This window comes from Paenibacillus vulneris (assembly GCF_039543185.1).
GTDB classification, from domain to species: domain Bacteria; phylum Bacillota; class Bacilli; order Paenibacillales; family NBRC-103111; genus Paenibacillus_S; species Paenibacillus_S vulneris.
Window position 1 is genome coordinate 223145 of sequence record NZ_BAABJG010000015.1, and the last position, 26909, is coordinate 250053.

The 26909-nt window shown below is 45.3% G+C and carries 22 protein-coding genes and 2 pseudogenes; 7 read left to right on the forward strand and 17 right to left on the reverse strand.

Annotation, left to right across the window (positions count from 1 at the left end):
- The first annotated feature begins 2 nt into the window (after positions 1 to 2).
- From deoB to ABEA66_RS14680, 3 genes are all read left to right on the forward strand, one after another.
- On the forward strand, positions 3 to 1184 hold the full coding sequence (deoB, locus tag ABEA66_RS14670; protein WP_345588354.1) for a phosphopentomutase: 1182 nt from the start codon (positions 3 to 5) through the stop codon (positions 1182 to 1184).
- 15 nt (positions 1185 to 1199) lie between these two features.
- Positions 1200 to 1907 carry a purine-nucleoside phosphorylase gene (deoD, locus tag ABEA66_RS14675; RefSeq protein WP_345588356.1) on the forward strand — a complete coding sequence of 236 codons (708 nt, stop codon included), beginning with the start codon at positions 1200 to 1202 and terminating at the stop codon, positions 1905 to 1907.
- Positions 1908 to 1971: 64 nt separating this feature from the next.
- Positions 1972 to 3273 (forward strand): pyrimidine-nucleoside phosphorylase, encoded by a 1302-nt coding sequence (locus ABEA66_RS14680; RefSeq protein ID WP_345588358.1) that lies wholly within the window; start codon positions 1972 to 1974, stop codon positions 3271 to 3273.
- A 27-nt stretch (positions 3274 to 3300) separates the two neighbouring features.
- Here the strand turns inward: ABEA66_RS14680 and ABEA66_RS14685 are convergent, their stop codons facing one another.
- Positions 3301 to 4167 (reverse strand): helix-turn-helix transcriptional regulator, encoded by an 867-nt coding sequence (locus ABEA66_RS14685; protein ID WP_192704304.1) that lies wholly within the window; start codon positions 4165 to 4167, stop codon positions 3301 to 3303.
- Between the two features lie 353 nt (positions 4168 to 4520).
- On the opposite strand from ABEA66_RS14685, the gene ABEA66_RS14690 reads away from it, so the two are divergent.
- From ABEA66_RS14690 to ABEA66_RS14700, 3 genes and pseudogenes are all read left to right on the forward strand, one after another.
- Positions 4521 to 5441 (forward strand): methyl-accepting chemotaxis protein, encoded by a 921-nt coding sequence (locus tag ABEA66_RS14690; protein WP_345588361.1) that lies wholly within the window; start codon positions 4521 to 4523, stop codon positions 5439 to 5441.
- A gap of 342 nt (positions 5442 to 5783) precedes the next feature.
- A complete protein-coding gene (locus ABEA66_RS14695; protein WP_345588363.1) occupies positions 5784 to 7502 on the forward strand; it encodes an ABC transporter ATP-binding protein in 1719 nt (572 codons plus the stop codon).
- A gap of 272 nt (positions 7503 to 7774) precedes the next feature.
- Positions 7775 to 8233 (forward strand): annotated as a pseudogene (locus ABEA66_RS14700) (transposase); the annotation flags it as partial.
- 420 nt (positions 8234 to 8653) lie between these two features.
- Here the strand turns inward: ABEA66_RS14700 and ABEA66_RS14705 are convergent.
- From ABEA66_RS14705 to ABEA66_RS14770, 14 genes are all read right to left on the reverse strand, one after another.
- Positions 8654 to 10747 carry a HelD family protein gene (locus ABEA66_RS14705; protein WP_345588365.1) on the reverse strand — a complete coding sequence of 698 codons (2094 nt, stop codon included), beginning with the start codon at positions 10745 to 10747 and terminating at the stop codon, positions 8654 to 8656.
- 69 nt (positions 10748 to 10816) lie between these two features.
- Complete coding sequence (locus ABEA66_RS14710) at positions 10817 to 11560, reverse strand: MerR family transcriptional regulator (protein WP_345588367.1); 744 nt, start codon at positions 11558 to 11560, stop codon at positions 10817 to 10819.
- Positions 11561 to 12070: 510 nt separating this feature from the next.
- Positions 12071 to 12565: a hypothetical protein gene (locus ABEA66_RS14715; protein WP_079913342.1), complete on the reverse strand. Its 495-nt coding sequence runs from the start codon at positions 12563 to 12565 to the stop codon at positions 12071 to 12073.
- Between the two features lie 34 nt (positions 12566 to 12599).
- Positions 12600 to 13259: an AroM family protein gene (locus ABEA66_RS14720; RefSeq protein WP_345588370.1), complete on the reverse strand. Its 660-nt coding sequence runs from the start codon at positions 13257 to 13259 to the stop codon at positions 12600 to 12602.
- A 27-nt stretch (positions 13260 to 13286) separates the two neighbouring features.
- Positions 13287 to 14048, reverse strand: a complete 762-nt coding sequence (locus tag ABEA66_RS14725) for an IclR family transcriptional regulator (protein ID WP_079913340.1) — start codon at positions 14046 to 14048, stop codon at positions 13287 to 13289.
- 15 nt (positions 14049 to 14063) lie between these two features.
- Complete coding sequence (locus ABEA66_RS14730) at positions 14064 to 14831, reverse strand: amino acid ABC transporter ATP-binding protein (protein ID WP_079913339.1); 768 nt, start codon at positions 14829 to 14831, stop codon at positions 14064 to 14066.
- A 52-nt stretch (positions 14832 to 14883) separates the two neighbouring features.
- Positions 14884 to 15540 (reverse strand): amino acid ABC transporter permease, encoded by a 657-nt coding sequence (locus tag ABEA66_RS14735; RefSeq protein WP_079913338.1) that lies wholly within the window; start codon positions 15538 to 15540, stop codon positions 14884 to 14886.
- 101 nt (positions 15541 to 15641) lie between these two features.
- Positions 15642 to 16538 (reverse strand): substrate-binding periplasmic protein, encoded by an 897-nt coding sequence (locus tag ABEA66_RS14740; RefSeq protein WP_079913337.1) that lies wholly within the window; start codon positions 16536 to 16538, stop codon positions 15642 to 15644.
- Between the two features lie 42 nt (positions 16539 to 16580).
- A complete protein-coding gene (locus ABEA66_RS14745) occupies positions 16581 to 17672 on the reverse strand; it encodes a thiohydantoin desulfurase (RefSeq protein WP_345588376.1) in 1092 nt (363 codons plus the stop codon).
- 26 nt (positions 17673 to 17698) lie between these two features.
- Positions 17699 to 19327, reverse strand: coding sequence for a thiourocanate hydratase (locus ABEA66_RS14750; RefSeq protein ID WP_345588378.1), 1629 nt, complete (start codon positions 19325 to 19327; stop codon positions 17699 to 17701).
- A gap of 1199 nt (positions 19328 to 20526) precedes the next feature.
- Complete coding sequence (locus ABEA66_RS14755; RefSeq protein ID WP_079913334.1) at positions 20527 to 21045, reverse strand: thioredoxin domain-containing protein; 519 nt, start codon at positions 21043 to 21045, stop codon at positions 20527 to 20529.
- Positions 21046 to 21058: 13 nt separating this feature from the next.
- The gene (locus ABEA66_RS14760; protein WP_345588381.1) at positions 21059 to 22087 is read right to left on the reverse strand and encodes an aliphatic sulfonate ABC transporter substrate-binding protein; all 1029 of its coding nucleotides are present in this window, start codon (positions 22085 to 22087) and stop codon (positions 21059 to 21061) included.
- A gap of 3 nt (positions 22088 to 22090) precedes the next feature.
- The gene (locus ABEA66_RS14765) at positions 22091 to 22786 is read right to left on the reverse strand and encodes an ABC transporter ATP-binding protein (protein ID WP_345588383.1); all 696 of its coding nucleotides are present in this window, start codon (positions 22784 to 22786) and stop codon (positions 22091 to 22093) included.
- Positions 22787 to 22814: 28 nt separating this feature from the next.
- Complete coding sequence (locus tag ABEA66_RS14770) at positions 22815 to 23594, reverse strand: ABC transporter permease subunit (RefSeq protein WP_079913331.1); 780 nt, start codon at positions 23592 to 23594, stop codon at positions 22815 to 22817.
- Positions 23595 to 23899: 305 nt separating this feature from the next.
- Between ABEA66_RS14770 and ABEA66_RS14775 the strand changes: the two are divergent.
- Positions 23900 to 24022: pseudogene (locus tag ABEA66_RS14775) on the forward strand (IS110 family transposase); the annotation flags it as partial.
- A gap of 195 nt (positions 24023 to 24217) precedes the next feature.
- Here ABEA66_RS14775 and ABEA66_RS14780 read toward each other — a convergent pair.
- Entirely contained in the window at positions 24218 to 25534 is a 1317-nt protein-coding gene (locus tag ABEA66_RS14780) for an ABC transporter substrate-binding protein (protein WP_079913330.1), read from the reverse strand.
- A gap of 288 nt (positions 25535 to 25822) precedes the next feature.
- The gene (locus ABEA66_RS14785) at positions 25823 to 26860 is read right to left on the reverse strand and encodes a glycoside hydrolase family 130 protein (protein ID WP_377739409.1); all 1038 of its coding nucleotides are present in this window, start codon (positions 26858 to 26860) and stop codon (positions 25823 to 25825) included.
- Positions 26861 to 26909: the final 49 nt, after the last annotated feature.

Sequence of the window (26909 nt, forward strand, 5' to 3'; positions counted from 1 at the left end):
ACATGGTTGATTTTAAAAGAATTCATCTCATCGTTCTCGATTCGGTTGGGATTGGGGAAGCGCCGGACGCTGCGCAGTTTGACGACTTCGATGTCGATACGCTCGGCCATATTGCGCGCGAACGCAATGGTCTGAAGATGCCGAACATGGCCAAGCTGGGCTTGTCGAATATTCGTCAGATCGAAGGGGTTCCTGCTGCCGAAAAGCCGCTTGCTTATTTCACCAAAATGCAGGAAGCTTCTAAAGGAAAGGATACCATGACCGGCCACTGGGAAATTATGGGTCTTTATATCGATACCCCGTTTCGTGTTTTTCCGGACGGATTTCCGCAAGAATTGATTTCCCGGATCGAAGAGCGGACCGGACGTAAGGTCATCGGCAATAAGCCGGCCAGCGGTACCGAAATCATTGCGGAGCTCGGCGAAGAGCATATGAAGACCGGCGCCCTGATCATTTATACGTCAGCGGATTCCGTTCTTCAGATTGCGGCCCATGAAGAGATCGTTCCGCTGAAAGAGCTGTATGAGATTTGCGAATTCTGCCGCGAGATCACTCTGGACGATCCTTATATGCTGGGCCGGATTATCGCCCGTCCGTTTGTGGGAGAACCGGGACACTTCACCCGTACGGCCAATCGGCATGATTATGCATTGAAGCCATTCGGCAAGACCACGATGAATACCTTGAAGGAAGCGGGATACGATGTTATCGCTTTGGGGAAAATTTCCGATATTTATGATGGGGAAGGTGTAACCAAAGCGATCCGGACTACCTCCAACATGGATGGGGTCGACAAGCTGATAGCAACCATGGATGAACCCTTTACCGGTCTCAGCTTCGTGAATCTGGTGGATTTTGACGCTTTGTTCGGGCATCGCCGTGATCCCCAAGGCTATGGTCAGGCGCTAGAAGAATTCGATGCGCGGCTGCCTGAAATTTTCGCCAAAATGACGAATGACGATCTGTTGATCATTACTGCAGATCACGGCAATGATCCAACCTACCGGGGAACCGACCACACGCGTGAATATGTTCCGCTTCTTGTTTATTCCCCACGCTTCACCCAAGGGGGACGTGAGCTCCCGCTCCGCAAGACGTTCGCGGATATTGCCGCCACGGTAGCGGAAAATTTCGGCGTGGCACAGCCGGAGCATGGCACCAGCTTCTATAAGGATTTAGTCTAGCGAGGAGGATGTAACATGAGTGTTCATATAGGCGCCAAGCAGGGGGAAATTGCTGAAACTATACTGCTTCCCGGTGACCCGCTGCGGGCTAAATACATTGCCGAAACATATCTGGACGATGTGATCTGTTATAACCAGGTACGGGGAATGCTCGGGTATACCGGGACCTACCAGGGGAAGCGCGTCTCGGTTCAAGGTTCGGGTATGGGGATCCCATCCATCAGCATCTATGTCAATGAACTGATTAGCCAATACGGCGTCAAGCATTTGTTCCGCGTCGGTACGTGCGGCGCTATGCAGCAGCATGTCAAGGTGCGTGATGTCATCTTGGCGCAGGCTTCCTGCACCGACTCCAGCATTAACCGCCATGTGTTCGGCGGATTTGATTATTCCCCGATTGCCAGCTTCCCGCTGCTTAAGGCGGCGTACGAACGGGGAACTGACAAAGGCTTAAAGCTGCATGTCGGTAATATATTTAGTTCCGATGTATTTTATCGCGATGATAAATCTATCGTACAAAAGCTGATGGACTATGGCGTGCTTGGCGTAGAAATGGAAACAACGGCGCTGTATACGCTCGCGGCGAAATTTGGCGTCCAGGCATTGACGATCCTCACTGTCAGCGATCATCTGTTGACGGGTGAAGAAACGACGGCTGAAGAGCGCCAGAATACGTTCAACGAAATGATGGAAGTAGCGCTGGATACGGCAGTATCCTTATAATAAGGTATACGATGGGCCGTCTGCCGGACGGGTTCCACATTATTTACGGAGGAGTGACTAGACGATGAGAATGGTAGATCTAATCGAGAAGAAACGCGACGGCAAAGAACTGACAACAGAAGAGATCGATTTCATTATAGACGGCTATACCAAGAACGAGATCCCTGATTATCAGGTCAGCGCATTGGCGATGGCGATCTTCTTCCAGGATATGACGGAGCGGGAACGGGCCGACTTGACAATGGCGATGGTCAATTCCGGCGAAACGATCGATTTGTCCGCGATTGAAGGCATCAAGGTAGATAAGCATTCCACGGGCGGCGTAGGGGATACGACGACACTGGTTTTGGCGCCTTTGGTAGCCGCGCTGGGTATTCCGGTAGCCAAAATGTCGGGCCGAGGACTTGGACATACAGGCGGAACCATTGACAAGCTGGAGGCGATCGAGGGCTTTCATGTCGAAATCAGCAAAGAGCAATTCGTGGACTTGGTCAATCGCCACAAAATTGCGGTTATCGGGCAAACCGGCAACCTGACCCCGGCGGACAAAAAGCTGTATGCGCTTAGGGACGTGACGGCCACGGTGAATTCGATTCCGCTGATTGCCAGCTCCATTATGAGCAAGAAAATCGCTGCCGGCTCCGACGCTATCGTGCTCGACGTAAAGACCGGCGCAGGAGCGTTCATGAAGACAGCCGAGGATGCCGAGGAATTGGCTCAAGCGATGGTACGTATAGGCAATAATGTCGGCCGCAAAACGATGGCGGTTATCTCCGATATGAGTCAGCCGCTGGGCTATGCGATAGGAAATGCGCTCGAAGTGAAAGAAGCGATCGATACGCTGCAGGGGAAGGGTCCTAAGGATCTGGAGGAGCTGTGCCTCGCGTTGGGGCGTCAAATGGTCTTCCTGGCGAACAAAGCGGCATCCCTTGAAGAAGCGGAAGAAAAGCTGAGAGAGGTCATTCGGAACGGCAAGGCGCTTGAGAAGTTCAAGTCGTTCATTGCCAACCAAGGTGGAGATCCGTCCGTAGTTGATCATCCTGAGAAGCTGCCGCAGGCAGCCTATCAAATCGAAGTGCCCGCCAAGGAAGACGGAATCGTGGCAGAAATCGTCGCAGATGAAATAGGTACCGCAGCCATGCTGCTAGGAGCGGGCCGGGCAACCAAGGAGTCGGAAATTGACCTTGCCGTAGGCTTGATGCTGAAGAAGAAAATCGGCGACCCGGTCAAGAAGGGCGAATCGCTGGTAACTATCCATACCAATCGGCAGGATGTACAGGAAGTCATGGATAAGATTTACGCCAACATCCGGATTGCAGACCATGCCGAAGCGCCAGTTTTGGTACATGGAATCGTGACGAAATAAAGATATACCTGTGATAGCCGGTCGTTCTCATGAGCGATCGGCTATTTGGTTATGCGCGGCATTACGGTGCATCATTCTATATTTACTTGGTGAAAGGGTAGTGAGCTGCCTGAAAATTTTAGAGAAATAATACCGGTCTAAGCCGATATCTTCTGCAACTTGTTCGATTGACATGTCCGTACTAATCAGCAGTCTCTTGGCATTTTCGATACGCACTCGGTTTATGTATTGAATCGGCGTCATGTTAAACATGGATCTGAAGTATCTGACGAAATAATTGGGATGATAATGAAAAATCCCCGCCAGCTTCTCTAACGTAATGGGCTCTTTAATATGATCCTCTATATACTTAAGAATTTGATTCGATGGAGATGGAGAAGAAGAGTGCAGCCCTACGGACTGCGCCGGCGCATGATCGAGAAAATAAGTAAGAATTTCAAGCAGAAACATTTTGGCTTTCAAAGGGGAGGTGAGATCATCCCGCGTCTTGTACGTATCTGTTAAGGTTCTGAACAGCCCCGATACATATTCAACATCGTGAACTTGAATGGAATAAGGGAACTGAATGAGCTGAGACAAATGCAAATGGTCTACCTTAACCGAAAAATGCAGCCAATGCTTGATAAACGGAGTGGAATTTATAGTGGAATATGTTAAAGGCGTATCGGGAGGCAGGATGATCAATTGACCCGGAATAGGGTGCAGCTCCACCTGATCGACCTTAATCCAGCATTGTCCTTCGACCATGAAATAGAGGCGAAAATAATCATCCTTCCGTACCGGTCTTCCCCAGGTTTTGGATACGGTATGCGCATAACTGGCGGTAATCACCCTCACCTGTAAAGAATCCATATAGGATCGCATGACTTCCAGCTGGCTGTGATCGTCTATCATAACCATCATCCTTTCAAAAGTACGGCTAACTGAGTTAATCCCATCGAGTTAAGTGGTTAAAACAGCCACTGGTTGTAAGCGGATTCAAATAACGGCTGACAAAGGATTAGTTCTATGTAGCTACTATATCGTAAAACTAGAAGTTGCTCAATTCATTAATAGCCCGGGTGACCTTTCTAATGGCAACAGAACATTTGTTCTATATCCTTTAAAAGTATCCATAATACGTTACTTTGGTTCAGAAAAGTTTCAGATCGGTTGGATATACTTAGGCTTGGCAATTACATGCAGGTAAGGGACAACATGAACGCTTCAAGCTTTCTTGCTTGAAAAGACAGAGGGAGGCGCAGCACATGACCTACACGAAACCATCAAGCGTTGAAAGCACACAGGTATTAGAAGGGAAAGCGGTCCTATCCGCACTGGAGCAATCCTTGGCTATGATAGAATTTGACATGCAGGGGAACGTGCTTTGGGCAAACGATCTTTTCGCCAGGGCAATGGGTTACGAAGCATGGGAATTGATCGGAAAGCATCATCGTCAGTTGTGTTTGCGGGATTTTGCAGAGAGCAGCGAGTACGCCTCATTATGGAATCAATTAAGAAGCGGGATTTCCTTTCAATCAAAAATAGTTCGCGTATCTAAAAAAGGAGCTTTGATTTGGCTGGAAGCTACCTATATGCCTGTGCGGAATGACGAGGGGGAAGTGATGGCTGTACTGAAAGTGGCCTCAGATATCACGGAGCGCGAAAGAAACGCAGCTGCCATCACCCATGAGCTGCAGCAAATGGCGGCGAGCTTACTTCAGCGTACGCAGGAAGGCATTAACCGCATTCAAGAAGCAGCTAACCAAATGCAATGCGTCGTTAATGACAACCAAACCAATAGAGCCTTGCTGCAGGAGTTGGAGCATAAATCCAGCTCGGTTCAAAACATTGTGCAAATGATCCGCGATTTTGCCAGTCAAACCCACTTGCTTGGTTTAAATGCCGCTATTGAGGCTGCCCATGCCAGTCATCATGGCCGCGGATTTCAAATTGTAGCCATTGAGGTACGGCGATTAGCTGAACAAGTACAAGCGGCTGCAAAAGAGATTCAAACCAACGTAATCGGTATTTCGCGGCAGATCGATCTTGTTAACAAAAGCTCGAGCGATGCCAGTAAGGCCATTGCCAATAGCCAAGAACAGATTCTGCTGGCTGTCAACGAATTCGCCAGGATCAGTGAAGCCGCAGAAGAACTGGATACGCAAGCTAATCGGTTTCAAGCTTAGACGTTCTTTTTTTCACGCTGCTTATGTTGTAAAACATACGATTTAGCGTATATAATGGAGGTAATCTTTTACATTTGAGGTGAAATGGATGGCTTTCCGTACTGTTCGAAGTAACTAGTTACCGGGCTGGGTAAAAACGCGTACCAGCTATCAAGGGGAACGTATGTCCTTTTGATCGTACAGAAACTAGAGCTTTGAACGGTGTCGTGCATTCATCTTATATGGCCAGGGCACTTATGTCATCTAACTACAGGGGACCGGTTATTACTGGTGCTTCGGTTAGAAATGCGATGTGCCCTGGCTTTTTGCACTCATTTATAAAAGATAGGGGACGAAACAAGGATGTTAAAGAAATGCCTTGTGCAATGCAAATGGTGGGTCCTAAGCTATATTCTGATGGGATTCATCATCCAATTGCTAAACCAATTAGGGATCATTGTTTTCCAAAACATACTGGATGCAGCGGCTGCGGATAGGACAGAAGCAACCAAATTCATTATCATCTATGGAATTATTCTAGGCGGGTCCGCCATTCTTAACTATCTTGATGAATATCCCGGCGTATATTTATCGAATAGCATCTCTGAAAACTTGAAAATTATGGCTTTAAAGAAAATCGCCAAGATCGATTATCAAGCATACCAAGAGATAGGGACGGGGCAGATGATCAAGGTGATTGAGAACGGGGCGGCGGCCGGGAACGGGATCTTGTTTTCCTTTTTTCTTAGAACGCTGCATGAGCTATTGCCCACCTTGATTTTCAGTTTATTATTTATCAGCTTTTATAACAGCGGCCTTATGCTGCTGATCGCAGGCGGGTATGCCGTCATTTTTGTTATAACGAATCTGCTGTTGAGATATTTATATACAATCAAATCGACCATCCTGAAGGAACAAGAGAAAATGTCGAGATACTCCATTCGGGGGTTTATGGAGCTGGTTGTTTTTAGAACCAATGGACGCTACGATAAAGAAATCGATAAATTAAGCCAGACGGCTCGGACTATCATTAATAAAAACGCCCAGCTTAAAATGATACATGAAGCTTTTTTCGCCATCTTCGAGCTGTTTATCACCATAATCAAGATCTTCGTCATCATTTTCGGTGTCCGAAGCATGATAAGAGGGGAGACAACGCTTGGAGTTGTAGTCGCATTATTTATGTTTATCGATAAGATTTATTCGCCTATTGCCATATTCAATATTTTATTTGTCGATTACAAGCTGAATCAAGTGACCTATAGGAGGCTGGAGGAATTCATTCATGCACCGGAGGATAAAAATTTGGATTCCGGAATAGAAGTAATGCAAGTTCAAGGTCATATTGAATTCAGAAATGTTTCTTTTCATTATGGCAGCGTTAGAATCTTACACAACCTGTCATTTTCCATTGAACCTGGAAAATCCGTCGCTTTAGTGGGGTTAAGCGGGAGCGGGAAATCGACGATTGTAAAATTGATAGCAGGCTTACTCAAAAAGAGCGGAGGCCATATTGAGTTGGACGGCACAGAGATCGATAAGCTTCAATTAAATCGGTATTATGAACATATTTCGTATCTGTCCCAAGACACTCCGATTTTTGATACAACCATAAGAGGGAATATTGCGTTTGATAACGCTATGTCAGATGAAGAAATCTATCGTCTTTTGGAAAAAGTTCATCTAAAGGACAAAATAGCAAGTTTACAGGAGGGATTGGATGCTTTAGTCGGTGAAAAAGGGGTTAAATTATCCGGCGGGGAAAGACAACGGTTAGCGTTTGCCCGTATACTGGCGCAGAAAAGGAACCTCATAATTATAGATGAGGCTGTATCGGCCCTTGACCCAATTACCGAAAAGAGCATCATGGAAACCGTTTTCAAAGAATTTCGTGATAAAACCGTCATCATCATAGCACACAGGCTAGAATGTATTAAAAACGTTGATAAAATCATTGTCGTTAAACATGGCCGCGTAGTTGGCGAAGGTCAATTTGAAGACTTGATAAGGCATTGCGATTCATTTAAAGATTTATGGTTCAAAGATGGCTTAAGCCGGTTAAAAATAAATGAATATATATGATTAGATCAAAAATAAACTGTTCGCAATGAACAGTTTATTTTTGGGTTAAAAAGAAAATCGCAATTCGCATTCGCAAAATTGAAAAATTATTGATAAACAATAAAAAAGCGTGAATAAGGAAATGAAATTGAAAAAGTAAAAAAGTAAATGATTTTTTAAAAGTTTTGACCGAAAACCATCTGTATCAAAAAGTTACTTAATTACTTTTACACAAAACCCGTATTTTGTACATATGTATAACTATCATCCAAAACCCCTGATTTTTGTTTTTGACCCTCAATAGCAGCCATCTAATAAGCCTCATGATGTTCATCGATTTACTCCTTCAGTACCAAGAGCATCTTTCTCACCTGCGAAGTCAGATCGATGCCCTTGCTGAAGAAGTTGAAGCTTATCAGATTATCCTATCGATTCCCGGCATTGGTAGCAAAATCGCTGCAACGATTCTGTCCGAGATCGGGGAAATCCATCGGTTTAATCATGCCAAAAAGCTGGTTGCTTTCGCAGGAATTGACCCTAGTGTCTACTCTTCTGGTAAGTTCATGCCTTATATCTCGCCGTACTATGCGGTCTAAAAAAGACCGGGAGCAAGAAATTACGTGAGTTTTATGACAAGAAGCGTGCAGCTGGTAAGCCTTATCGCGTTGCCCCTCATAGCCTGTGTTAACAAACTCCTTCACTGGATTTATGCCCTGCTAGTGAAGCAAGAAAGGTTTGTCGACTTAGCTTAGTTACCACATTTATGATTGAAATGAAAAACCTTCCAGCATGTGCAGTGAAGGCTCTTTAGTGCACCTATTTTTCAGTATACCGTCATCCCATTCTTATTTTAAGAGAAAAATGTTGACAAGATATTAGCTGGTTTTAGCGGAACAATTCGAAGTTCCTTGCGCGGACGAACCCCTGACCTCACCGCTGCCAGCGATGCATTCGGACACGTTTGTCTATTTCATTCCCTCAAAGATAATAGATTTAAGAGATACCCAAATTTATAAAAAGTCCTGCATTCTGCTTAACCCACTCTGCGAAAGTATACGGCTTGTGTCCTGTTACTTCCTCAACTGTCGGCAAAACCGTATAAGCAGATTTAGGCGGATTAAGGTGCCAACTAATCACGTAATCAATTGCATCCTCCTGAACACCCATTCTTCTCATCTGTTCACGTTCTTCTTCTTCAGAGCTCTCAATAAATTGAATTTCACGTCCCTAAGGATGCTAGTAAGTTCTCCGTGATAGGTCAGTGTAAGCCTATGCATAGCTCTTGTGCATGCAATGTACAGTAAGCTCCGGTCATAATCCGATTGATAAACATCAGAGTTTACGGAAGGAACAATGACTTCATCAAACTCAAGACCTTTGGCCATATATATAGTGGTGATGATAATCCCGTTTTCAAATTTTGAGCTGTCGGAATTCAGGAGGATAACTTCATGTTTCTTTTTCAATTCTCGGTAGAGTTCTTCTGCTTGACCGATTGATCTGCAGACAATACCAACTGTTGCTAAACCACTGTTTTTAAATTCCTCAAGCCTATCGTCTATCACAGACAGTTCAGAAATCCAATCATCACATTGGAGAATCTCCGGTTCCTTTCCATGTCGTTCTATAGGCTCGATGCTGTTGTTTTGTATATTTTGAGCAAATTTGATGATTTCATAGGTGGATCTGTAGCTTCTAGTGAGCGTTACGTACTCTGTATTTTCGTAGAGCTTAACAAAATCCTCTCGTGAAATGGAGTTATAAGGGTTAACGGATTGACCGAAATCACCCAAAATTGTTTTCCTGCAACGAAACAGCTTGTTGATGACCGCATACTGCACCGGCGTGTAGTCCTGCATCTCATCAATCACGGCATGTTTAATGTCATCATATCCCTGTATTCCTTCAAAACATATTTTTAAATAGAGATAAGGGTATACATCCGATGCTTCTAATTTATTTTTGCTTTTAAGCGAGAATAAATCCGGTCTTTTGATATATTCAAAAAAGCCATTATAGAATGATAACGTACTATCATAATGCAACATTGAAACCAGCTTTTTTATGACCTCCTTTTTTCCAGGGATGTTTCGCTTCGTTCTAGTTTCCGATTTTATTTTCTCAAGAATGCTTCCAGCGATTTCTTCCATCCTTTGGAGAATTGGTTTTGCTTTCAGAGTATGATATCTCGTTTGGATAAAATCTTTTGAAATGGTGATTTTTCCAAAAGAACAATCACAGGGGAAGAAAAAGTTATCATCCGCATACTCAAGGTACTTATCCAAAAGAGATAGGAACTCCATTGAGGACTTGAATTGAATTCGTTCCGACAGCTTTTTGTCATTCCCTTCAAGGGTCAGTTCAATCTGCTCGGTAAATCTCTCGAAATCGATAGAATTATTCAGCATCTCCGCCGCAATATTCTCAAATCCCGTTTCTGTCACAGGCTCTTCGCCCAACTCCGGCAATACGTTGGAGATATAGTCGGCAAATACCCTGTTAGGGGAAATGATCATAATATTCTGAGCGGCTAATCGGTCTTTGTACTTGTATAAAAAGTAAGCTATCCGGTGCAGCGCAATGGATGTCTTCCCCGATCCGGCGGCGCCCTGAATGACCAAGACATTGGCCTTTTCATTTCTGATAATCTGATTTTGCTCTTTTTGGATTGTCGCGATGATATTTTTCATTTTTTGATCCGAGGTATGGCTCAATTCCTTTTGAAGCACCTCGTCACTAATACCGATTGAGCTCTCAAGAGCATATTCCATAATGCTGTTTTTAATCTTAAATTGCCTTTTCAGGGTCATTTCACCTTCGATCTTGCCCACAGGAGCATCATAAAAGGCAGGCCCAAGCTCAAAATCGTAATACATCCCGGATATTGGGGCTCGCCAGTCGCATATCAGCATATTGCCTTTTTGATCAACATAAGAAAACCGCCCAATATAAAACGGCTCCGCTCCGTCCTCATCGTTAGGCCTAAAATCAATTCTGGCGAAATAAGGCGAATCCATTAACTTTTCGATCATTTCTCGCCTTTTTACGGTGAATTCACCCAAGTTTACGTTTCGGCCAATCGACTGTTTGTTTGAAAAAATCTCCATGGAATCCATATCACTTCTATTTTCCCAAAGATATTTCATGGATTCTTTAAATTCATCTTCATATCTTGAGACCGTTTGATTCAATTCCTCTAAAGAATCCTCCAATTTTCCTATGATCATTTTCAGATGCTTTATTTCATCAGATAATATAACTGTCATTGTTTTACTCCTAATTTTGATAATTAATGCGCATTGCGATTTACCCGACTTATATAGATGGTTTTTTATTCAAGCATTGCCTTTCCTCATGGCATCAAGCATTTTCAGCATTTCCAGTGCATCCGCTTCTGCCATGTCGAGTGCCGTAATATACCGATCAGTAGCATAAACAATGTCTTCCTCTTCACCTGGCGTATTAATAACTTCCCGTATATTCCCTTCTCCACGATCCAGACGATTCAGTATGCGCAGAATGGACATCATAGAATAATGGGCACTCCGAAGGATGCAGATGATTTTCAGTCGACTCATTTCCTTTGAGCCGTATCTTCTGTATCCGTTGGCATTCCGCGGCACCTCTATCAAGCCGTTTCTCTCCCAATCACGCAGCACGTCTTTTGTGATGCCGAGAGCGTTTGCAGCTTCAACTCTGCCATTGAACACAATCGTTTCTACTGATTTTTTGCTGTTCTCAATGATATTAAGCGTGATGCTGATTGCTTCCTCAGCTCTGGCTTTTTCTATCCGCAAATGCTCTAAATAGTTCAATGTGCTTTGATACGCCCCCTCAATATCATCCGTTGCCGCAATCTTCACAATTTCATAGACTTCCTGCCTGAGCCTGTCACTGATAATCTCCGCGCGGAATGCAGTACGCAACAGCCGAAGCTGTTCAAGATGTCTGTCATTAAAGATTCGGTAGTTGCCTTCAGTCCTTGGTATCGGAGGTAGCAGTTTCAGCTTTTCATAAAGCCGTATGGTATTGGGATGGACTCCTACTAATTTTGCTATTTGGGCGGTTTTATATGTCATAATGAATCCACCCCCTTTTCTTTGGATATGGCGCTAAAACTATAACCGCTGCTAGGTTTCAAGCGCAAGCATTGATTTCCCGCTGACGGACTGTCCCGTGAATGCAATTAGCTTTTATTTAGGAATCTGTAGTTTTATATTTTCAGATTATTTTCTTTTGCTCCTTTGATCGTGACGAACATTTATTTTTCTCCTCCTTACAGGGTTCGTTTTTATGCTACAGAGTCAGCATAAAAAACATACCACCAAATTATACAGTGGTGGTTAAGTGGAGAGTTTGAAATTGTTTTGCCCATACAGTTGTCAAACTATACTGCCCGTTAGCTTCATGAATTTGAAACCCAGTTAGATACTTATCTAATCGATAATCGGACTATGTTCTTGTCCATTACGGCAATCGGGACAAGAACTTGTACCGATAAAACAAAAAAGCCGCTAAATTAGCGACTTTCTAAGGGACCATGTTATTGTCCCTCGACAATAAGATTAACAGCCCGCCCATAAATTCAATTATTTTTCTATCTCATCGAAAACAACATGCTGATCATAATAATCTTTTAGTTCAGAGTAGTCATCGGACAAATTATCAGCCCAAGATACCAAAAACAACTTATTGATAGTTCTTGTTTCAAATAAGTCATCAAGTATCTCGATCTGCTGCTTACTTTTAAGTACATTGTCAAGAGGATATAAAATAGCAAAATCATATTCCATCCCAGTGTTATTCCAATTCGTCTTTTTGATACTATCGAAATATAAAGTATGTATTCCAAGTTTATAGCCTATTCCTGTTTTAAAATCCTTAGATTCATTAAAAAACGAGCCTATGTTTTGCATATAATTTGCACGAAATAGAACTTTCGAGCTATCTGGTACATATTCTTTTAAAATGTGCAGAATCAACCTGTGTTTTTCATACTGATGAGTACCAGTAAGAAGCAGTGACTTTTTATCAGATTGCAAAAAGTCCAATATATCTTTAACTACATCGTCTCTTGTGTTCAACTATATTCATCTCCTCAGCAACCCGACAGATACGCTATACAACCAGCAGCTGCTCTTTAGCCTCTCTAGCAGCAAGCTCGGAGGGCAGCCATACCGGTACGCCCAGCTCTTCATGCAGCTTCTGCTTCAATCCCCATGTGAAGCTTATGCAGTCAAGGACTACCTGCTCCACTTCGGCTGCTCTAAGGTTGTCGATCAGCTCCTCTACTGCCCCTGTTCCATCAGGAGGCAGCATGACTGCAGGCTCAAATCCCGCCTGTCGCCATCTGCGCCCAGCAGCCTGAACCTGACTCTCGGCTGGAACGACTACACCCAGCCGAGAGCTGCCTGCTGTGGAACGAGCCTTGCTTTCCAACAGCTGTCCAGGCAGAATTACCACAGCTTGTGAATGGAATGGCGGGAAATCACCGGCACACAGCAGTACAACCAGCTTGGCTCCAGCATCTGCCAGCTCATTTGCCCTTTGCTCCAAAGGTCCTATCAATGCCTCCTGCTGAATGACGACCGGGCCGTCCTGAGTTATGACATGAAGGGGATGCTCTCCTGCCTGCTTGGCTAATAGGAGAATAGCGTCAGGCGTCAAACCGTCAAGTCCGCCTTTCATAGCAATAGGCACAGAAGACGGCAATATGCTGCGGAACGGCACTTCCAAATCTGCCCGGGGACTGTGCCCCAACGTTAATAGTCCCAGCATTTCCTCGTTCCCTCCTCACTAGTGGATTTACTCTCGTTCCAGCCTCAGTGAATACGCACCGTTCAGTTTTTCGGAAATATCGCCTGCTGTCTGAAGCGTCGCTTGGATAATAGCGGCCCGTTCCTGATCTCCGAATCTTTCTTTGGGGCCAGCCACCGTCAGACTTGCGACCACTTGGCCTTGATCGTCAAAAATTGGAGCTGCAACACCAAAAATATTCTGATCCACCTCTCCTAAAGTCACCGCATAGCCATGCTCTTTGATCGCTTCTATAGAAGCATTGACCTCTTTTCGGGTTTCTTTATCTACAATCGCATTCAGTATCTTCTCAACGACCTTTTTCTTCTCAAATGCCAAGATACTCTTACCTGTTGCTCCCAGCTCTATAGGAAATGTTCTCCCATTCTCCACTACAAACCGCAGAAATCTACGGCTCTCTATCGCCAAGATGACACAAGTGCTGCTCCCGACTCGAACTGCTAGTACAGTGGTTTCTTGTACCTGCTCCGTTAACCGCTCCATGAAAGGTCGTGCGATCATATATAATTCGCGGTCCATCTGGTAATGAAGGCTGCGGGCCAAATCCAGAATACGCAAGCCCAGACTGATTTGCCCTTTCTCTTTACGCTCCAGTATCCCGTTTTTCTCCAGGGTCTGTATCAAACGATACGCTGTACTTTCCGGAATTGAAACCTTCTCCGCAATTTGAGTGACCGTCAGCATCGACTCCGCATCTCCCAAAGCAAAGATGATATCCAGTGCACGAACCAGCGTTTGTGAACCATTCATAATGAAAACTTCCTTTTACTCCGAATTTATAGTATTGAAAAAGCGGTTCAGTCTCGGGTTATCATTGGAACCAAAAATAAACTCCGGAGAGCCCTCAGCCATAATCCGGCCCTCTTCCATGTAAAGCACCCGATCCGATATGTTCCTGGCAAAGCGCATTTCATGGGTAACTACAATCATCGTCATCCCCTCCTGGGCCAGCTGAGTCATCATCTGCAGAACCTCCCCAACCAGCTCCGGATCGAGAGATGAGGTAGGCTCATCAAACAGCAGAACACTCGGCTTCATCGCAACCGCACGAGTGATAGCGACCCGCTGCTGCTGCCCGCCTGACAGCATTCCGGGATAATCATTCTTTTTCTCCAGAAGCCCTACCCGGGACAACAGCTCTTCGGCATTTTGCACGGCTTCACGCTTTGAAGTTTTATTCACGGTCATAGGACCCTCAATAATGTTCTGAAGAACCGTCTTATGGTTCCACAGATTGAAATGCTGGAATACCATCCCTACCCGGCTGCGCACCTTGCTCAATTTAAATTTTGACATAAAGGTCAAATTTCCTGCACGGTTGATTGAATAATGCACAGGCTCATTCTCTATCATGATACCTCCGGACGTAGGTACCTCCAGCAAGTTGATCATGCGCAGCAAGGAGCTTTTGCCTGCACCGCTCGGGCCGATAATGGAAACGACCTCCCCTTTCTCAATGGAAAAGTTAATGTCGTTAACAACCGCTTTTCCCCCATACTGCTTGGTAATGTGTTCTAGTTCTAGAATCGGCATAACCTGATCCTCCTAATCCGCTTACTTAATGAAATACGGCCTGCTCCATCTATTATTTATATCCATGATTCAGCTTCAGCTTACGTTCCGAGTATATTTGCAGTGACATGAGAACACTGGTCATAATTAAGTAAAGAACTGCCGCTACGCCAAGTGTTTCAAGTGGCATATAAGTGCTGCTGAATTGGCTCTGCGCATTGAGCATCAAATCGGGAACGGTTATAACCGAAACCTGGGCCGATTCTTTGAGCAGTGCTACAGAATTACTGATGTAAGTCGGTATAATAAAACGAATAATTTGCGGAATCCGAATCCGGATCAAAATTTGCCAAGGCGTCATGCCGATGGCTTCCGCCGCTTCAATCTGACCCTTGGGAATGGCCAGCATCCCTGTCCGGATGATCTCTGCCTTATAGGCGGCCGCATTCAACGATAAACCAAGCAAACCCGCTGCAAATGCCGATAAAGTAATGCCGAACGGGGGCGTATAGTAGATGAACACGAGAACCATTAGAATGGGAACGCCTCTAAATACCCAAATGTATACGATCGCGAACAGCTGTACGAGCTTATTATTGGATAATCGCAGAGCCGCCAGCAAAAATCCAAGCAGTGTACCTATAATAATCGCTAATATAGAGATTTCAAATGTAACAACTGCCCCTTCCAATAAAAAGGGCAAGACCTGCATGACCTTTTCCAGATTCAACAACGCTGCCTCCTTTCCATTTCGCCCAATGATTCAAAAACAATTCCGGCCCCTGCATCCGGCAGCTATACCACCGATGTAGAGGCCGAAAGATGGTTGTCTTATTTGTCAAACTTCAATCCGAAGTGCTCTTGAGCCAGCTTTTGATACGTGCCATCCTTCTTTTTGTCCAATATGATTTTGTCGATAGCTGCTTTCAATGAAGCATTGTTTTTGCGTAATGGAATCGCTACATCTACCACCGTGTAGGGATCGCCTGCTATTTCTACTTTTTTACCGTCCGGGGACGTTTTAATGAAATCGCCTGCCGCATCTCTTCCGATAGATACAAGATCCACACGTTTATTAGTCAAGTCCTTGAATAATTCCGTTTCACCGGGGTATTCCTTAATTTCTTTATAGCCGCCTATCTCCTTCACCACTGCTTGAGCTGTGGCTCCGGCAATAACACCTACGACTTTACCTTGCAGATCCTTGATGCTCTTGGCGTTGTTGCCGCCTTCTTTATTCACAACCGCTACAACCCCGTCACGACCATAAGGCTCTGCGAAATCAACCGATTTTTTGCGTTCCTCCGTTACATTGACGCCAGCAAGCAAAATATCGAATTTGCCTGCAAGCAAGCCAGGGGTTAATCCTGCGAATTGACCCGTAACGAATTCAGGCTTCACTCCCAAGCCTTCAGCGATAATTTTGCCCCACTCGATATCGAACCCAACCAGTTCATTCTTTTCGTTCATGTAGTTAAATGGGCGGTAATTTCCGCCGGTGCCGATGACGATTTTGCCTGCTTTTTTAATTTTTTCCAATGTGTTTTCATCCGTAGCTTGACTGCCAGAGTCAGCAGGAGCTGCAGGTGCTGCCGCTTGTGAAGTCGGCGCTGCAGCCGTTTCCTTGGAAGGAGTGGATGGCGACGAGGTAGCAGCCTTTTGACCGCAGCCCGATAAAACAACCGTTAACGCCAGAACAATGGAAGCCAATCCAGTTAATGTTTTCATAGATAGATCCTCTTCTCTTTAGGTAATGGATAATATTAGCTGTTAGTTGCCAAGCGCATAATCAGCAATGCTAATTCCTAATGCTTCTTCAACCTCCGGATAGACGGTAGGATCCAGCACCCCTGCGCTTAATGAAAAATGCTTTTTATTAATGGATAGAATCGCAAGCTCCGCACCCAATTTCACGTCACCAACGCGTACTACCGCTCCCGTCCGCGCATCCAACGTAGTGATTACATCCGGGAAGGTGGTTAATCGTTGACCTTCACTGTTTTCTACTGCCATATATTCGTTCATGACATGCAGAGTGAAACGCTCATCGTTTTGCTGAATGACGATAGTCCCGATATCGAAAGCTCCTGAATAAGCCACGCTATAACTGATAACCTCTCCTGCACCGAGAATGACTCCGTGAGTAGTGGAGCAAATCGTATCGATAACAGCTTGTCCGCCTTGTGGTTCCGCTTCAAGGATGGCATAACCCAAATCCAATGCCTTCGATATTCCGCCGATAACCGCATTTTGCTTAACATAGCTTGCTGGAAGCGGATGACGGGCGCAAGCTATGAATCCGCCGGATAAATCGGCTGCGGTACGAAGCACCGACGAAGTCTTGGCCGGAGTGCCTTTAACGACGAGCTCCAGATAGGAACCAGTATCCCGTCTCCCGCCAACGACGACCTGAATGGTTTCGAAGTCCGTCCGCGACGCCAGTCCAAGAGAGCCCATTTTACCTGTAGGATGGGCACGGATATCCCCTGTCGCATCAACGACCTTCAATCCAAGCGCGGCTGCTGGAAGCCAGCCATTAATCGTACTGGACATACCGTTTTGGGGTGTCATTACGCCAACGACCTTACCCTCAACCTGCTCCGCAAGTAATTGGACTGCTTTTATATAATCGATGCCCCGCATTTCCCAGTCTCTCCCTGCAGGTGCACCTATAGCGGAGGTCGTAACGATAATCGCATCATCTGGCAGCTCATCAATCGATACCAGCTCAGGCTTTCCAACCGTTATGGCAGCTGTGCCTATTTCCAGTCCATGGTCTGGCCAGCCTCCACCGCCTGCCGCATAAACCGAACCACCCTTGACCGCGGCCTTTACATCATCCAAAGTTAACGTTTTTCCCATATAAACCTCCCAATAAGTTCATAAGCTTACAAATCAATTCGTCGGAGACCGCTGTCGCGGATCACCTTGAACGACTCTTCATAGCCGGCATCGGCATAACGCAGCACCCCGATACCCGTATCGTTATCCAAAGCATATTTGAGTCTTGTATCAGCTACTTCTGTTCCATCAGCTACGACGGTTACTCCGGCGCTCGTCATATACCCCGTGTAGCCCCCACCCCCGGAATGAATCGCTACCAGGTCGGCCATCGAGGAACAGTTAAGCATCGCATTCAAAAGCGGCCAATCCGTAATGGCGTCACTTCCATCCTTCATTCGCTCAGTCATGATGTTCGGATGTGTCATGGCTCCTGCGTCCAAGTGATCGCGTGAAAAAGAAATCGGTCCGATGATTCCCTCGCGGACTAATCGATTCACAGCTATCGCCAGCTGTGATCTTTGCTCATGGCCGAACCAGGCGATCCGTGCAGGCAGGCCTTGGAACTTAACATGCTCCTTCGCCAGTGCAATCCAGTTCGATATGATCTCGCTGTCGCTGTACGTACTCAGAATGTAATCATCGATTATTTGGATATCTTCCGGATTTCCGGATAGCGCCACCCAGCGAAAAGGACCTATTCCTTGTGCGAACAAGGGTCTCAGATAGGCTTCGGTGAAGATCGGAATTTCAAATGCATTCTCTACGCCGAACTCCTTTGCCTGTGTGCGGATATTATTGCCGTTGTCGAATACGATAGAGCCTCTCTTTTGAAATTCCAGCATCGTTGCAACTTGAGAGGCAATGGAGCTTCCAGCTTCAATTGCCAGCGCATCCGCATCTTTATCCCTCGCCTTTAACCAATCTTCGAATGTATAACCGACAGGAACGTAGCCGTATTTCAAATCATGAGCCGCTGTTTGATCCGTGACGATATCCGGGATGATTCCTTGCGCCAGCAGCTGCTGATAAATATCAGAGGCATTGCCCCGCAAACCAACGGAGATGCTTTCCCGCTTCTCCTTCGCTTCTACAATCCAGCGCAGCGCTTCGTTCAAATCATGCGTCTTTCTCTGCAAATAGCTGGTTTCTAAGCGCCGATTAATTTTCTCCTCGTTGATTTCCACGCATAAAATGGCTGCTTTGGCCATGACCCCTGCTAACGGTTGAGCTCCTCCCATACCGCCTAAGCCTGCGGTCAAAATAAACCTGCCTGACAAGCTTCCATTAAAATGCAATCGGGCAATCGATGAAAAAATTTCGTAGGTTCCTTGAAGTACGCCTTGTGAACCTATGTACTGCCAAGCTGCAGCGGTTAATCCTCCCCAAATTAGGAGTCCTTTCTGCTCTAATTCATAGAATTTGGCACTGGTGGCCCATTTGCCTACCAAGTTTCCATTAGCCATGATGACAAGCGGAGCAAAAGGATGCGTCTTGAATATCCCAATCGGCTTGCCTGATTGAATGACCAGAGTTTCATCGTCCTCCAATCCCCGTAGCGTATCGACAATAGCATGATAGGATGCCCAATTCCGAGCTGCTTTGGCAAAGGAAGCATAGACAACCAACTGGTCTTGGTTCTCCCCGTTCTCTAGAACATTCTCCAGCATTCTTAAGAGCGCTTCTTGCCTCCAGCCTTTACAGCGAAGCTCATAACCACGTTGTGCGAGAATCAAAAGCCAACCCCCTCTAACAAAATTATCATTAATCGATAATTAATTATCAAATAAAAGATGTTGAAATTAATATAGTCCCATAATTCCGCGTTGTCAAGTGGGTATTATATGATTTGTTAATCGTTAATTTAGTTTAGAAGTCTATCAAGCTGCTTATTCCCTCTCGTAGAAAAACTTTTTTCAAAAATGAGAGCAAGTGTATGTTGTTTGTCGTGACGATTTGGGACATTCGCTGGAGGAAGTGTTAGGAAACTTAGACCTACCCTGGAGCTCCGTCGGGTCGTGGCGTTGGTTGGGCCGACATGAGTCTGCTGTGCCTGAGCTATGCTAAAATGCAGGTGAAATTGTGTCATCGTGATCCGTCGGGAATGGGATAAAGTTCTTGTCATTGAAGTTTGACAAGAACTTTATCCCATAAAATCAAAAAGCCGCGATTTACGCGGCAATTAATGAGATAATGATCTTGTCACCCGACATCAGGAGCATACATCCATCCTAACTTTCGTTTAATGGAGGAACGCGGAGTTAATCTTTATCACGTTAGCAAAACAGGATCTGTTTTTTATTTTAGAATCGGAAATCCACGTAAAGTAAGTTAATGCGCGGATTATCAAAACAGCGCCGATGAAGGCTACTACGACATTCACAGGGAAGCCGGCTGGAAGAGTGTTTTTATTTCCGCCTCATCGTTTCAAAAATGGACCCTAAGGAGTCATTCAGAAGGCGAAGAACGACCGCAAATTTATAGTGATAGAACGCATTAACTAAAACATGCCAGACGTATAGCAGCCCCCTATTCCTGCTTGTTTCTTCCGTTAGTCATTATTTATGCTTTAAACGTAGGGGCAAATATTCGTTGGATGCCCCACCACCCTCTCGATAAAATGCAAATGCTAAATATGATTTTATTAATTCTGTTAGTTTTAAATTTTGGGGCATACTCCATCAGAACCTGGCTGTAATACAAACGACTAAGCAGGCGCTATAAGTATAATTAGGGACCATTAAACAAACCGAGAAGGTTACAGAAAAAAGATCGCTATTCCCCTGAATAAGCAGTGAGGAGAGCGATCTTGCAACGGTTGTCCTACGTCAAATCGGGCAACTCGCTTTTCCGGTTTCATTTTTCGTACGACAGCTCATACTGTCCCCCATATAGGCAAATCCCCGCAACTTAAATGGTTTCGGGGATTTCTGCTTCACTTTGCCAAAGCCTGTTCGACTTCCTGTTTTAACCCGCTTGCATCAATTTCAACGGGGTATTGGAACTCCTTGCCGTTAATGAATACCGTCGGTACCATCTTCACATGACGTTTAATTGCTTCTGCTGTGATTTTTAAGCTTAAGTCAATATTATCTGGTTGTTCTTGTAATCTGTACTCTTCGGTTAGCAGCTTTTTAATCGAATGGCTGTCGGACTCGCTCCACTGGCTTTGCTTGGCGAATAAATCCTTCATAAGCTCATAGACTCGCTGCGGATCTTTATAATCTAAGAATGCGTTCGCCAACGTTCCATATAAAAGCATTTCGCGCGGTTTGTCATAATGCTTCACCACATATTGAACTTGTCCGTTCTCGGTATAAGAGGTCAATGTTTCGTCGGCTGCTTGAAAGAATGTTGCGCAATACGGGCACGCCAGGTTCAAAAACACTTCTACTTTTACAGGCGCATTTTCCTTACCATAGCTCAAAAATGCATTTTCGATCACTTGGGTCATGTTCAGATCTCCTTTATTTGACGTTGTTTGGAATGAGGGACTTGTCGATTTGAACGGCGTCTTTGATGTTAATTTTTGCGCTCAGCAGTCCTGCCTCAAAGAATTTGTCGGCCAATTTTTGTTGGCTTGTCACAACCGCATCATCAATCTGTTGAACGCCGAATGTACGTCGATCATTGGCTTTTTGAATAGGCGCTACGTCCAACCCTAACTCGGTGGATAGGATTTTCGAAATCTCTTGTTTATTTTCATTGGCCCACTTATCGGCATTTTGCAGTTCTTCAAGAATCATCTTCACGACTTCCGGTTTTTTGTTCAACAGATCTTTGGTCGCAAAATAGAATGTTCGATTTTCCGAATTGCCGGTTCCATCGACAATGGTGCGCGTTTTTAATGTGTTTTCTACAATGGCTAGGTACGGATCCCATGTGCCATAGGCGTCGAACTCACCTTTCGTAAATGCGGCCAAGCCTTCCGCAGCATCTTTATAGAACTTGATGGTTACGTCGTTCAAGGAAACGCCTGCTTTTTCCAATGCGACTAAGAGCAAGTAATGCTGGTTGCCGCCTTTGGTGACGCCGATCGTTTTGCCTTTCAAATCAATAACGCTTTGAATCTTGGAATCTTCTTTGACGACGATCGCGACACCTTTCGGATACGGAGATTCGGATGCGACATAGTTGAGCGGATGTCCGCCGGCTTGCATAAATACAGCGTTGCCGTCCGATGCATGTCCGAAGTCAATATTATTCGTGTTTAACGCCTCAAGCAGTACCGTTCCGGTAGGGAATACTTTCCATTCTACTTTGTAACCTTTCTCGCTCAATGCTTTATCTAAATTCCCGTGTTCTTTCAAAATGTTTAGCGTATTGCCTTTTTGATAACCAATCGTAATCACGCCTTTTTGATCGCGTGCAGGCGTACTGCCGGTAGAACCGCTATCTGAAGGACTGTTAGCAGGTCTGCCGGAAGAAGCGTTTCCGCAAGCCGCTAAAACCAAAACAAATATAGCAACTAGTGAAATCAAAAATGTTTTTTTCATGTTCTACACCCCTAAGATTTGATTTAATATTTTCTTCTCATAATCCGTAAACTTGTCACCCCGTTCCCGAGGTCTTGGCAAGTCAATGCGTTCATCCAACTGAATGGCACCCCGGTCGATCACGATAACGCGATCCGCTAAACGTACAGCCTCCGTCACATCGTGGGTAACGAGAAGGGAGGTAAATTTCTGCTGCTGCCAGAGATCTTCAATTAAGTTCTGCATTTCAATCCGGGTTAGCGCATCAAGAGCGCCAAGCGGCTCGTCAAATAGCAGGATATCGGGATTGCTTGCGAGTGCCCGGGCTAGGGCAATGCGCTGCTTTTGCCCTCCTGACAGCTGATCAGGCCAATCATGCCGTTTCTCAATCAGCCCTACCTTTTCCAAGGACTCGCTTGCGACAGTCGAGTTGACCGCACCAAGCTCAATGTTCTTTATGATGCTTTTCCAGGGTAGAAGGCGGTCGTCTTGGAACATGATCCGGATTTTCGGATCGCCTGAATCTGTGCCGGAAAAAAGCAATTCTCCTTTTGTAATCTGCTCCAGCCTTGCAATGATTCGAAGCAATGTGCTCTTCCCACAGCCGCTTCGTCCGACAATGGCCGTAAAACTTCCTTGCTCGATCGATAAATCGATATGATGCAAGACTTCATTATCGCCGTAGCTTTTGCCGACATTTTTCAGTTCAATATTGATCATGGCGTCACCCCCCAGATGATTCGGCTGGCTACTTCTTACGGTAAACAGGATTCCATTTTAAAAATCGGTATTCAAACAGTTTGGCAATGACATCGGATAGCTTTCCTAGTATCGCGTAAAGAACAATGGTGAGCACGACGATGTCCATTTGCATGAATTCACGGGCGCTCGTTGCCATATAGCCGATTCCTGAATCCGCGCCAATGGTCTCCGCCACAATTAAAGACATCCACATGACACCTAGCGCATAACGAATCCCTACCAGAATGGAAGACAAGGCGCCGGGCAAAATAATGTTCACAAATAACTTCCATTTTGATAGCCCATAAACGGTTCCCATCTCGATGAGCTTGCGGTCCACATTTTGAATGCCGCTAAAGGTATTGATATATACAGGGAACATGACGCCTAGCGCTACTAGAAAAATCTTGGCCGATTCCCCAATTCCGAACCAGAGAATGACGAGCGGAATCAGCGCCAAATGGGGAATTGTGCGGATCATTTGCATCGTGGTATCGGTTGTTCGTTCAAAAATTTTAATCGTCCCGTTTAAGAGGCCAAGTATAAAACCGATGATGCCTCCAATGAAAAATCCAATTAAAGCGCGTTGGGTACTAATCCAAACATGATCTTGCAGTTTACCGGACTTCGTTAATTGAATGGCCGCGTCTACCACTTTCAATGGCGTCGGCAGGATGGATGAACTGATAATGCCGGATTGCCCTAGTATTTGCCATAGCACAATCGTTACGATAGGGAGCAGCCATGGGATGAGTTGGCTTTTATACCATTTATTAATCTTTTTCATGTTCTAATCTCCAGACAATTGGAAAAATAATAGGTGCAATAACAAGATGAGATTTATTATAGGGTAATCCGATAAAAATTGTCAACATTAATATTGTGATACGCAAGGGATAATCGTTTCAGCATTGCACTTGATTTTCCGAATAATTCAATTAATCAGGTTAAACAAAAAAAAGCCCTACAGCACGACTAAGAACGCTGCAGGGAATCAAACACACTAATAGAGGGAGTAAATAAATACATATGATTATTTAATCATTTGATAAAGAAGCCTTGCTTAGAAAAATGAAATATTGAATTTGACGCCTTGCAAATGAAGTTGAAGAATATAAGATTATCCAATCGATCCCCGGTATCGGAGAGAAAATCGCAGCAACGAAGCTTGTGGCCTTTGTTGGCGTAGATCCAAGTGTGCATATCTCCGGTAAAGTTTGAACGGATGCGCCCCGTTTACACCCAGGCGCATCCTTGGATACGCTACACTGCCGATTTTGTCGATTATTATATTGAATTGTTGAGTAGTGGAATCAATCATCAACATGAGAAATTTAGGGTGTGTACGCAAACTGTGAAGCCGTCCTCTGGGTTGCCCGTACCGGTGCTTCATGGCATTATTTATCCGTCTTATTTTTTAGCCTTATCCGACTTCGCCGTTGCAATAGCCTGATTGATTGCCTCTTCAAATTGCCGGAGTACAGTGTTCGTGTCGGCTTTATTTTTCACCATATCTCCGAACGGCTTGCCGAAATCCACATTAACATTCGTTAGATCTGCAGCTCTTAACGGAGACGGAGGTGCATCCTTGTAATAATAAAATGCACCCGTATTTTTCCCTTGCAACTCCTGCACCTCTTGGCCGAATGCATTTTTAACGTTTGCGTTAACGAGCGGCGTACCTACTCCCTGTTTGGAAAGCATCGTCTGAACTTGCTCGGATACAAGATAAGAAACAATTTGGAACGCTTCATCTTTATACTTGGACGTTTGGGAAATGAACAAAGCAAGAGTGGCAGGCTTTAAGCCGGTGCCCGGTTTTTCCTTTAAAACAGGCAGCGAAACGACGTCCCAATTTAAATTTGGGTTTGCTTTCACCCAGCCGATCATGAGCGGATGGCTTTCGAGAGCCATCGCAATACTCCCTTTAGCTGTCTCGGATGTAGGAACGAGAGCATTATCCGGAATTTCGTAGAACCGTTTCAGGTTGTCGAACATCAGCTTCCAGCCGTCCGTATTCAGCACCGCCTTATCTTCCCTCGGATCCAAAGGACTTAAGGAGAGCTGATTGTTCAGCATCATATTATTCGGTATAGCGGCGAAGCCCATATAGGTCGTTCCTTGTTCCACACGCGTTACTTTTTTCGCCAGGTCGTAGACTTCATCCCATGTCATGCCGTCTTTCGGATAAGCAACGCCAAACTTATCGAATATATCTTTATTATAAAATAAGGCATACCGGTTCATCGTAAACGGAAGGCCGTACAGCTTTCCTTCGCCGTTGGCATTTTGGGTTTGCGCGAGTACGTTCGGTTCAAATTGCTGGAGATTGAAGTTATTTTTTTTCACGAGCTCCTGCAGATCATATTGAAATCCGTTCTGAATGATGCGGTCTACCGTAAAGCTGGCGGATTCATAAATAATATCAGGCAGCGTTCCCCCGGCAATTAGATCCTTATAGTCCGTACTTTTGGGATCTCTGAGAATGATGTTCAGCGTGATATGGGGAAACTTCTTCTTGATCGCTTCAGTAATTCCCAAACTCTCAAAATTCAAAGCCCCAGGCTGCCCGTTAAAAATGGTTAACGTGATCGGCTCTTTCGGCTTGCCGGTATTGCCTTCGGTGTTCAGTATCGCTTCCTTATCATTGCTGCATCCAAGCATTACATTTGAGAATAAGAGTAACGAAGCCGCGCCAATTACAGCTTTTCCATACACTTTTACCATGCAGGAACCTCCAGTTTCACTTTCATTCTTCTTCGAACGCCTCGTCGTTTTGGTTCCGCTTTCATTTTATGTTACAATCAGCTCCAGGCAGACTATACGGCCAACCAACCTGGAGATCTCGATCCTTAGGGCGATCTCCAGGTTGTCAATGTGCCATATTGCGGGATTCACTGTCATTCCATCTTCCTCCACTAGACAATACGTCCATGTCTTTCGAACGGATAGTCGATCGTAATACGCCTCCGTTTGGTTGCTACACTAGCGGTATAGATGCGTTTGGTGGGACCTTTACTTGCCTTCCAAACACAACCGGACAAGGTCGTCGACTTGGGCAGTTGCCAGACACTCGACAGTATCGGCAGCGCCGTAATAAATTTTGACTTCGCCGTCATCCTCAAGAATCATACCGCCCGGGAAAATGACATCATTCCGGAAGCCTTCGGTTTCATAGACGGCTTCGGGTGCGATAAGCGGATCTTTGTACATGCCGATGATCTTCTTGGGGTTCTCCAAATCCAAAAGCAAAATGCCGGCGCTATATCGCTTCTTCCAGGATTTCTCCCAACCGTTTTTTCCTCGGCTTGGATCAAGATCGACGGAATGGAACGTAGTTAGCCAACCTTTAGCGGTTTTGACTGGCGGGGCGGCAGGGCCGATTTTGTCGTTAGCATAAGCCACATGCTCAACCGCAAGCAGCAAATCCGTATTGCCCCAATATTTCAAATCTGGCGAGTCCGATATCCACATATCGAAACGGTCTTTGCCTCCCCGGCTGTATACAGGGAACGGCCGCTCTAAACGGACGTACTTGCCGCCGATTTTTTCCGGAAACAGCACCATGTTGCGGTTATCAGGCGCAGTCATATGGAGTACTTCAAATTTTTCGAAGTCATCGGTTACGGCAATGCCTCCGCGAACACCGTGTTTCGTATCGACGGCAAAACACATATAGCAGCGCCCATCCATAACAGTCAAGCGCGGATCATAGGTGCGGATGATTTCGTCATCATTCAGGCTAAAACAAGGGTCGGGCTGTACCTCCCAATGAATACCGTCGCTGCTGTGGGCTAGACCAAGATTGGTCGTGGAACTTGGCAGCAGCGTATGCTTCTGCAGATCACCGTAATCGTTGCGGAATACCATAACATAACGACCTTGGAATTTGGTAACGCCTGCATTAAATACAAGTGCCGGAGAATAAGGCACATCACGGGCGGATAATACCGGATTTGCAGGATGACGGGTAATAACCGGGCTTGACTTTAGCGGTCCAATAATTGGAATAGACAACACTATTCCTCCCCTCTTCGATTTGGGTTGCAACATGCTCTTATCATAGAATAAAATCGAAGAGGAGGTATGACAATTTTCCGCT

Coding starts and splice junctions, on each gene's coding strand:
- ABEA66_RS14730 (WP_079913339.1), bottom strand. CDS start 14,831: ATGCCGATTCTAGAACTAGAACACATTACCAAGCAGTATGGGGGAAAA.
- ABEA66_RS14745 (WP_345588376.1), bottom strand. CDS start 17,672: ATGGGAAAAACGTTAACTTTGGATGATGTAAAGGCCGCGGTCAAGGGT.
- ABEA66_RS14720 (WP_345588370.1), bottom strand. CDS start 13,259: ATGCTGGGACTATTAACGTTGGGGCACAGTCCCCGGGCAGATTTGGAA.
- ABEA66_RS14680 (WP_345588358.1), top strand. CDS start 1,972: ATGAGAATGGTAGATCTAATCGAGAAGAAACGCGACGGCAAAGAACTG.
- ABEA66_RS14755 (WP_079913334.1), bottom strand. CDS start 21,045: ATGACCCAAGTGATCGAAAATGCATTTTTGAGCTATGGTAAGGAAAAT.
- ABEA66_RS14710 (WP_345588367.1), bottom strand. CDS start 11,560: ATGACATATAAAACCGCCCAAATAGCAAAATTAGTAGGAGTCCATCCC.
- ABEA66_RS14725 (WP_079913340.1), bottom strand. CDS start 14,048: ATGAATGGTTCACAAACGCTGGTTCGTGCACTGGATATCATCTTTGCT.
- ABEA66_RS14765 (WP_345588383.1), bottom strand. CDS start 22,786: ATGATCAATATTGAACTGAAAAATGTCGGCAAAAGCTACGGCGATAAT.
- ABEA66_RS14685 (WP_192704304.1), bottom strand. CDS start 4,167: ATGATAGACGATCACAGCCAGCTGGAAGTCATGCGATCCTATATGGAT.
- deoB (WP_345588354.1), top strand. CDS start 3: ATGGTTGATTTTAAAAGAATTCATCTCATCGTTCTCGATTCGGTTGGG.
- ABEA66_RS14705 (WP_345588365.1), bottom strand. CDS start 10,747: ATGACAGTTATATTATCTGATGAAATAAAGCATCTGAAAATGATCATA.
- ABEA66_RS14690 (WP_345588361.1), top strand. CDS start 4,521: ATGACCTACACGAAACCATCAAGCGTTGAAAGCACACAGGTATTAGAA.
- ABEA66_RS14740 (WP_079913337.1), bottom strand. CDS start 16,538: ATGAAAACATTAACTGGATTGGCTTCCATTGTTCTGGCGTTAACGGTT.
- ABEA66_RS14695 (WP_345588363.1), top strand. CDS start 5,784: ATGTTAAAGAAATGCCTTGTGCAATGCAAATGGTGGGTCCTAAGCTAT.
- ABEA66_RS14785 (WP_377739409.1), bottom strand. CDS start 26,860: ATGTTGCAACCCAAATCGAAGAGGGGAGGAATAGTGTTGTCTATTCCA.
- ABEA66_RS14780 (WP_079913330.1), bottom strand. CDS start 25,534: ATGGTAAAAGTGTATGGAAAAGCTGTAATTGGCGCGGCTTCGTTACTC.
- ABEA66_RS14760 (WP_345588381.1), bottom strand. CDS start 22,087: ATGAAAAAAACATTTTTGATTTCACTAGTTGCTATATTTGTTTTGGTT.
- deoD (WP_345588356.1), top strand. CDS start 1,200: ATGAGTGTTCATATAGGCGCCAAGCAGGGGGAAATTGCTGAAACTATA.
- ABEA66_RS14770 (WP_079913331.1), bottom strand. CDS start 23,594: ATGAAAAAGATTAATAAATGGTATAAAAGCCAACTCATCCCATGGCTG.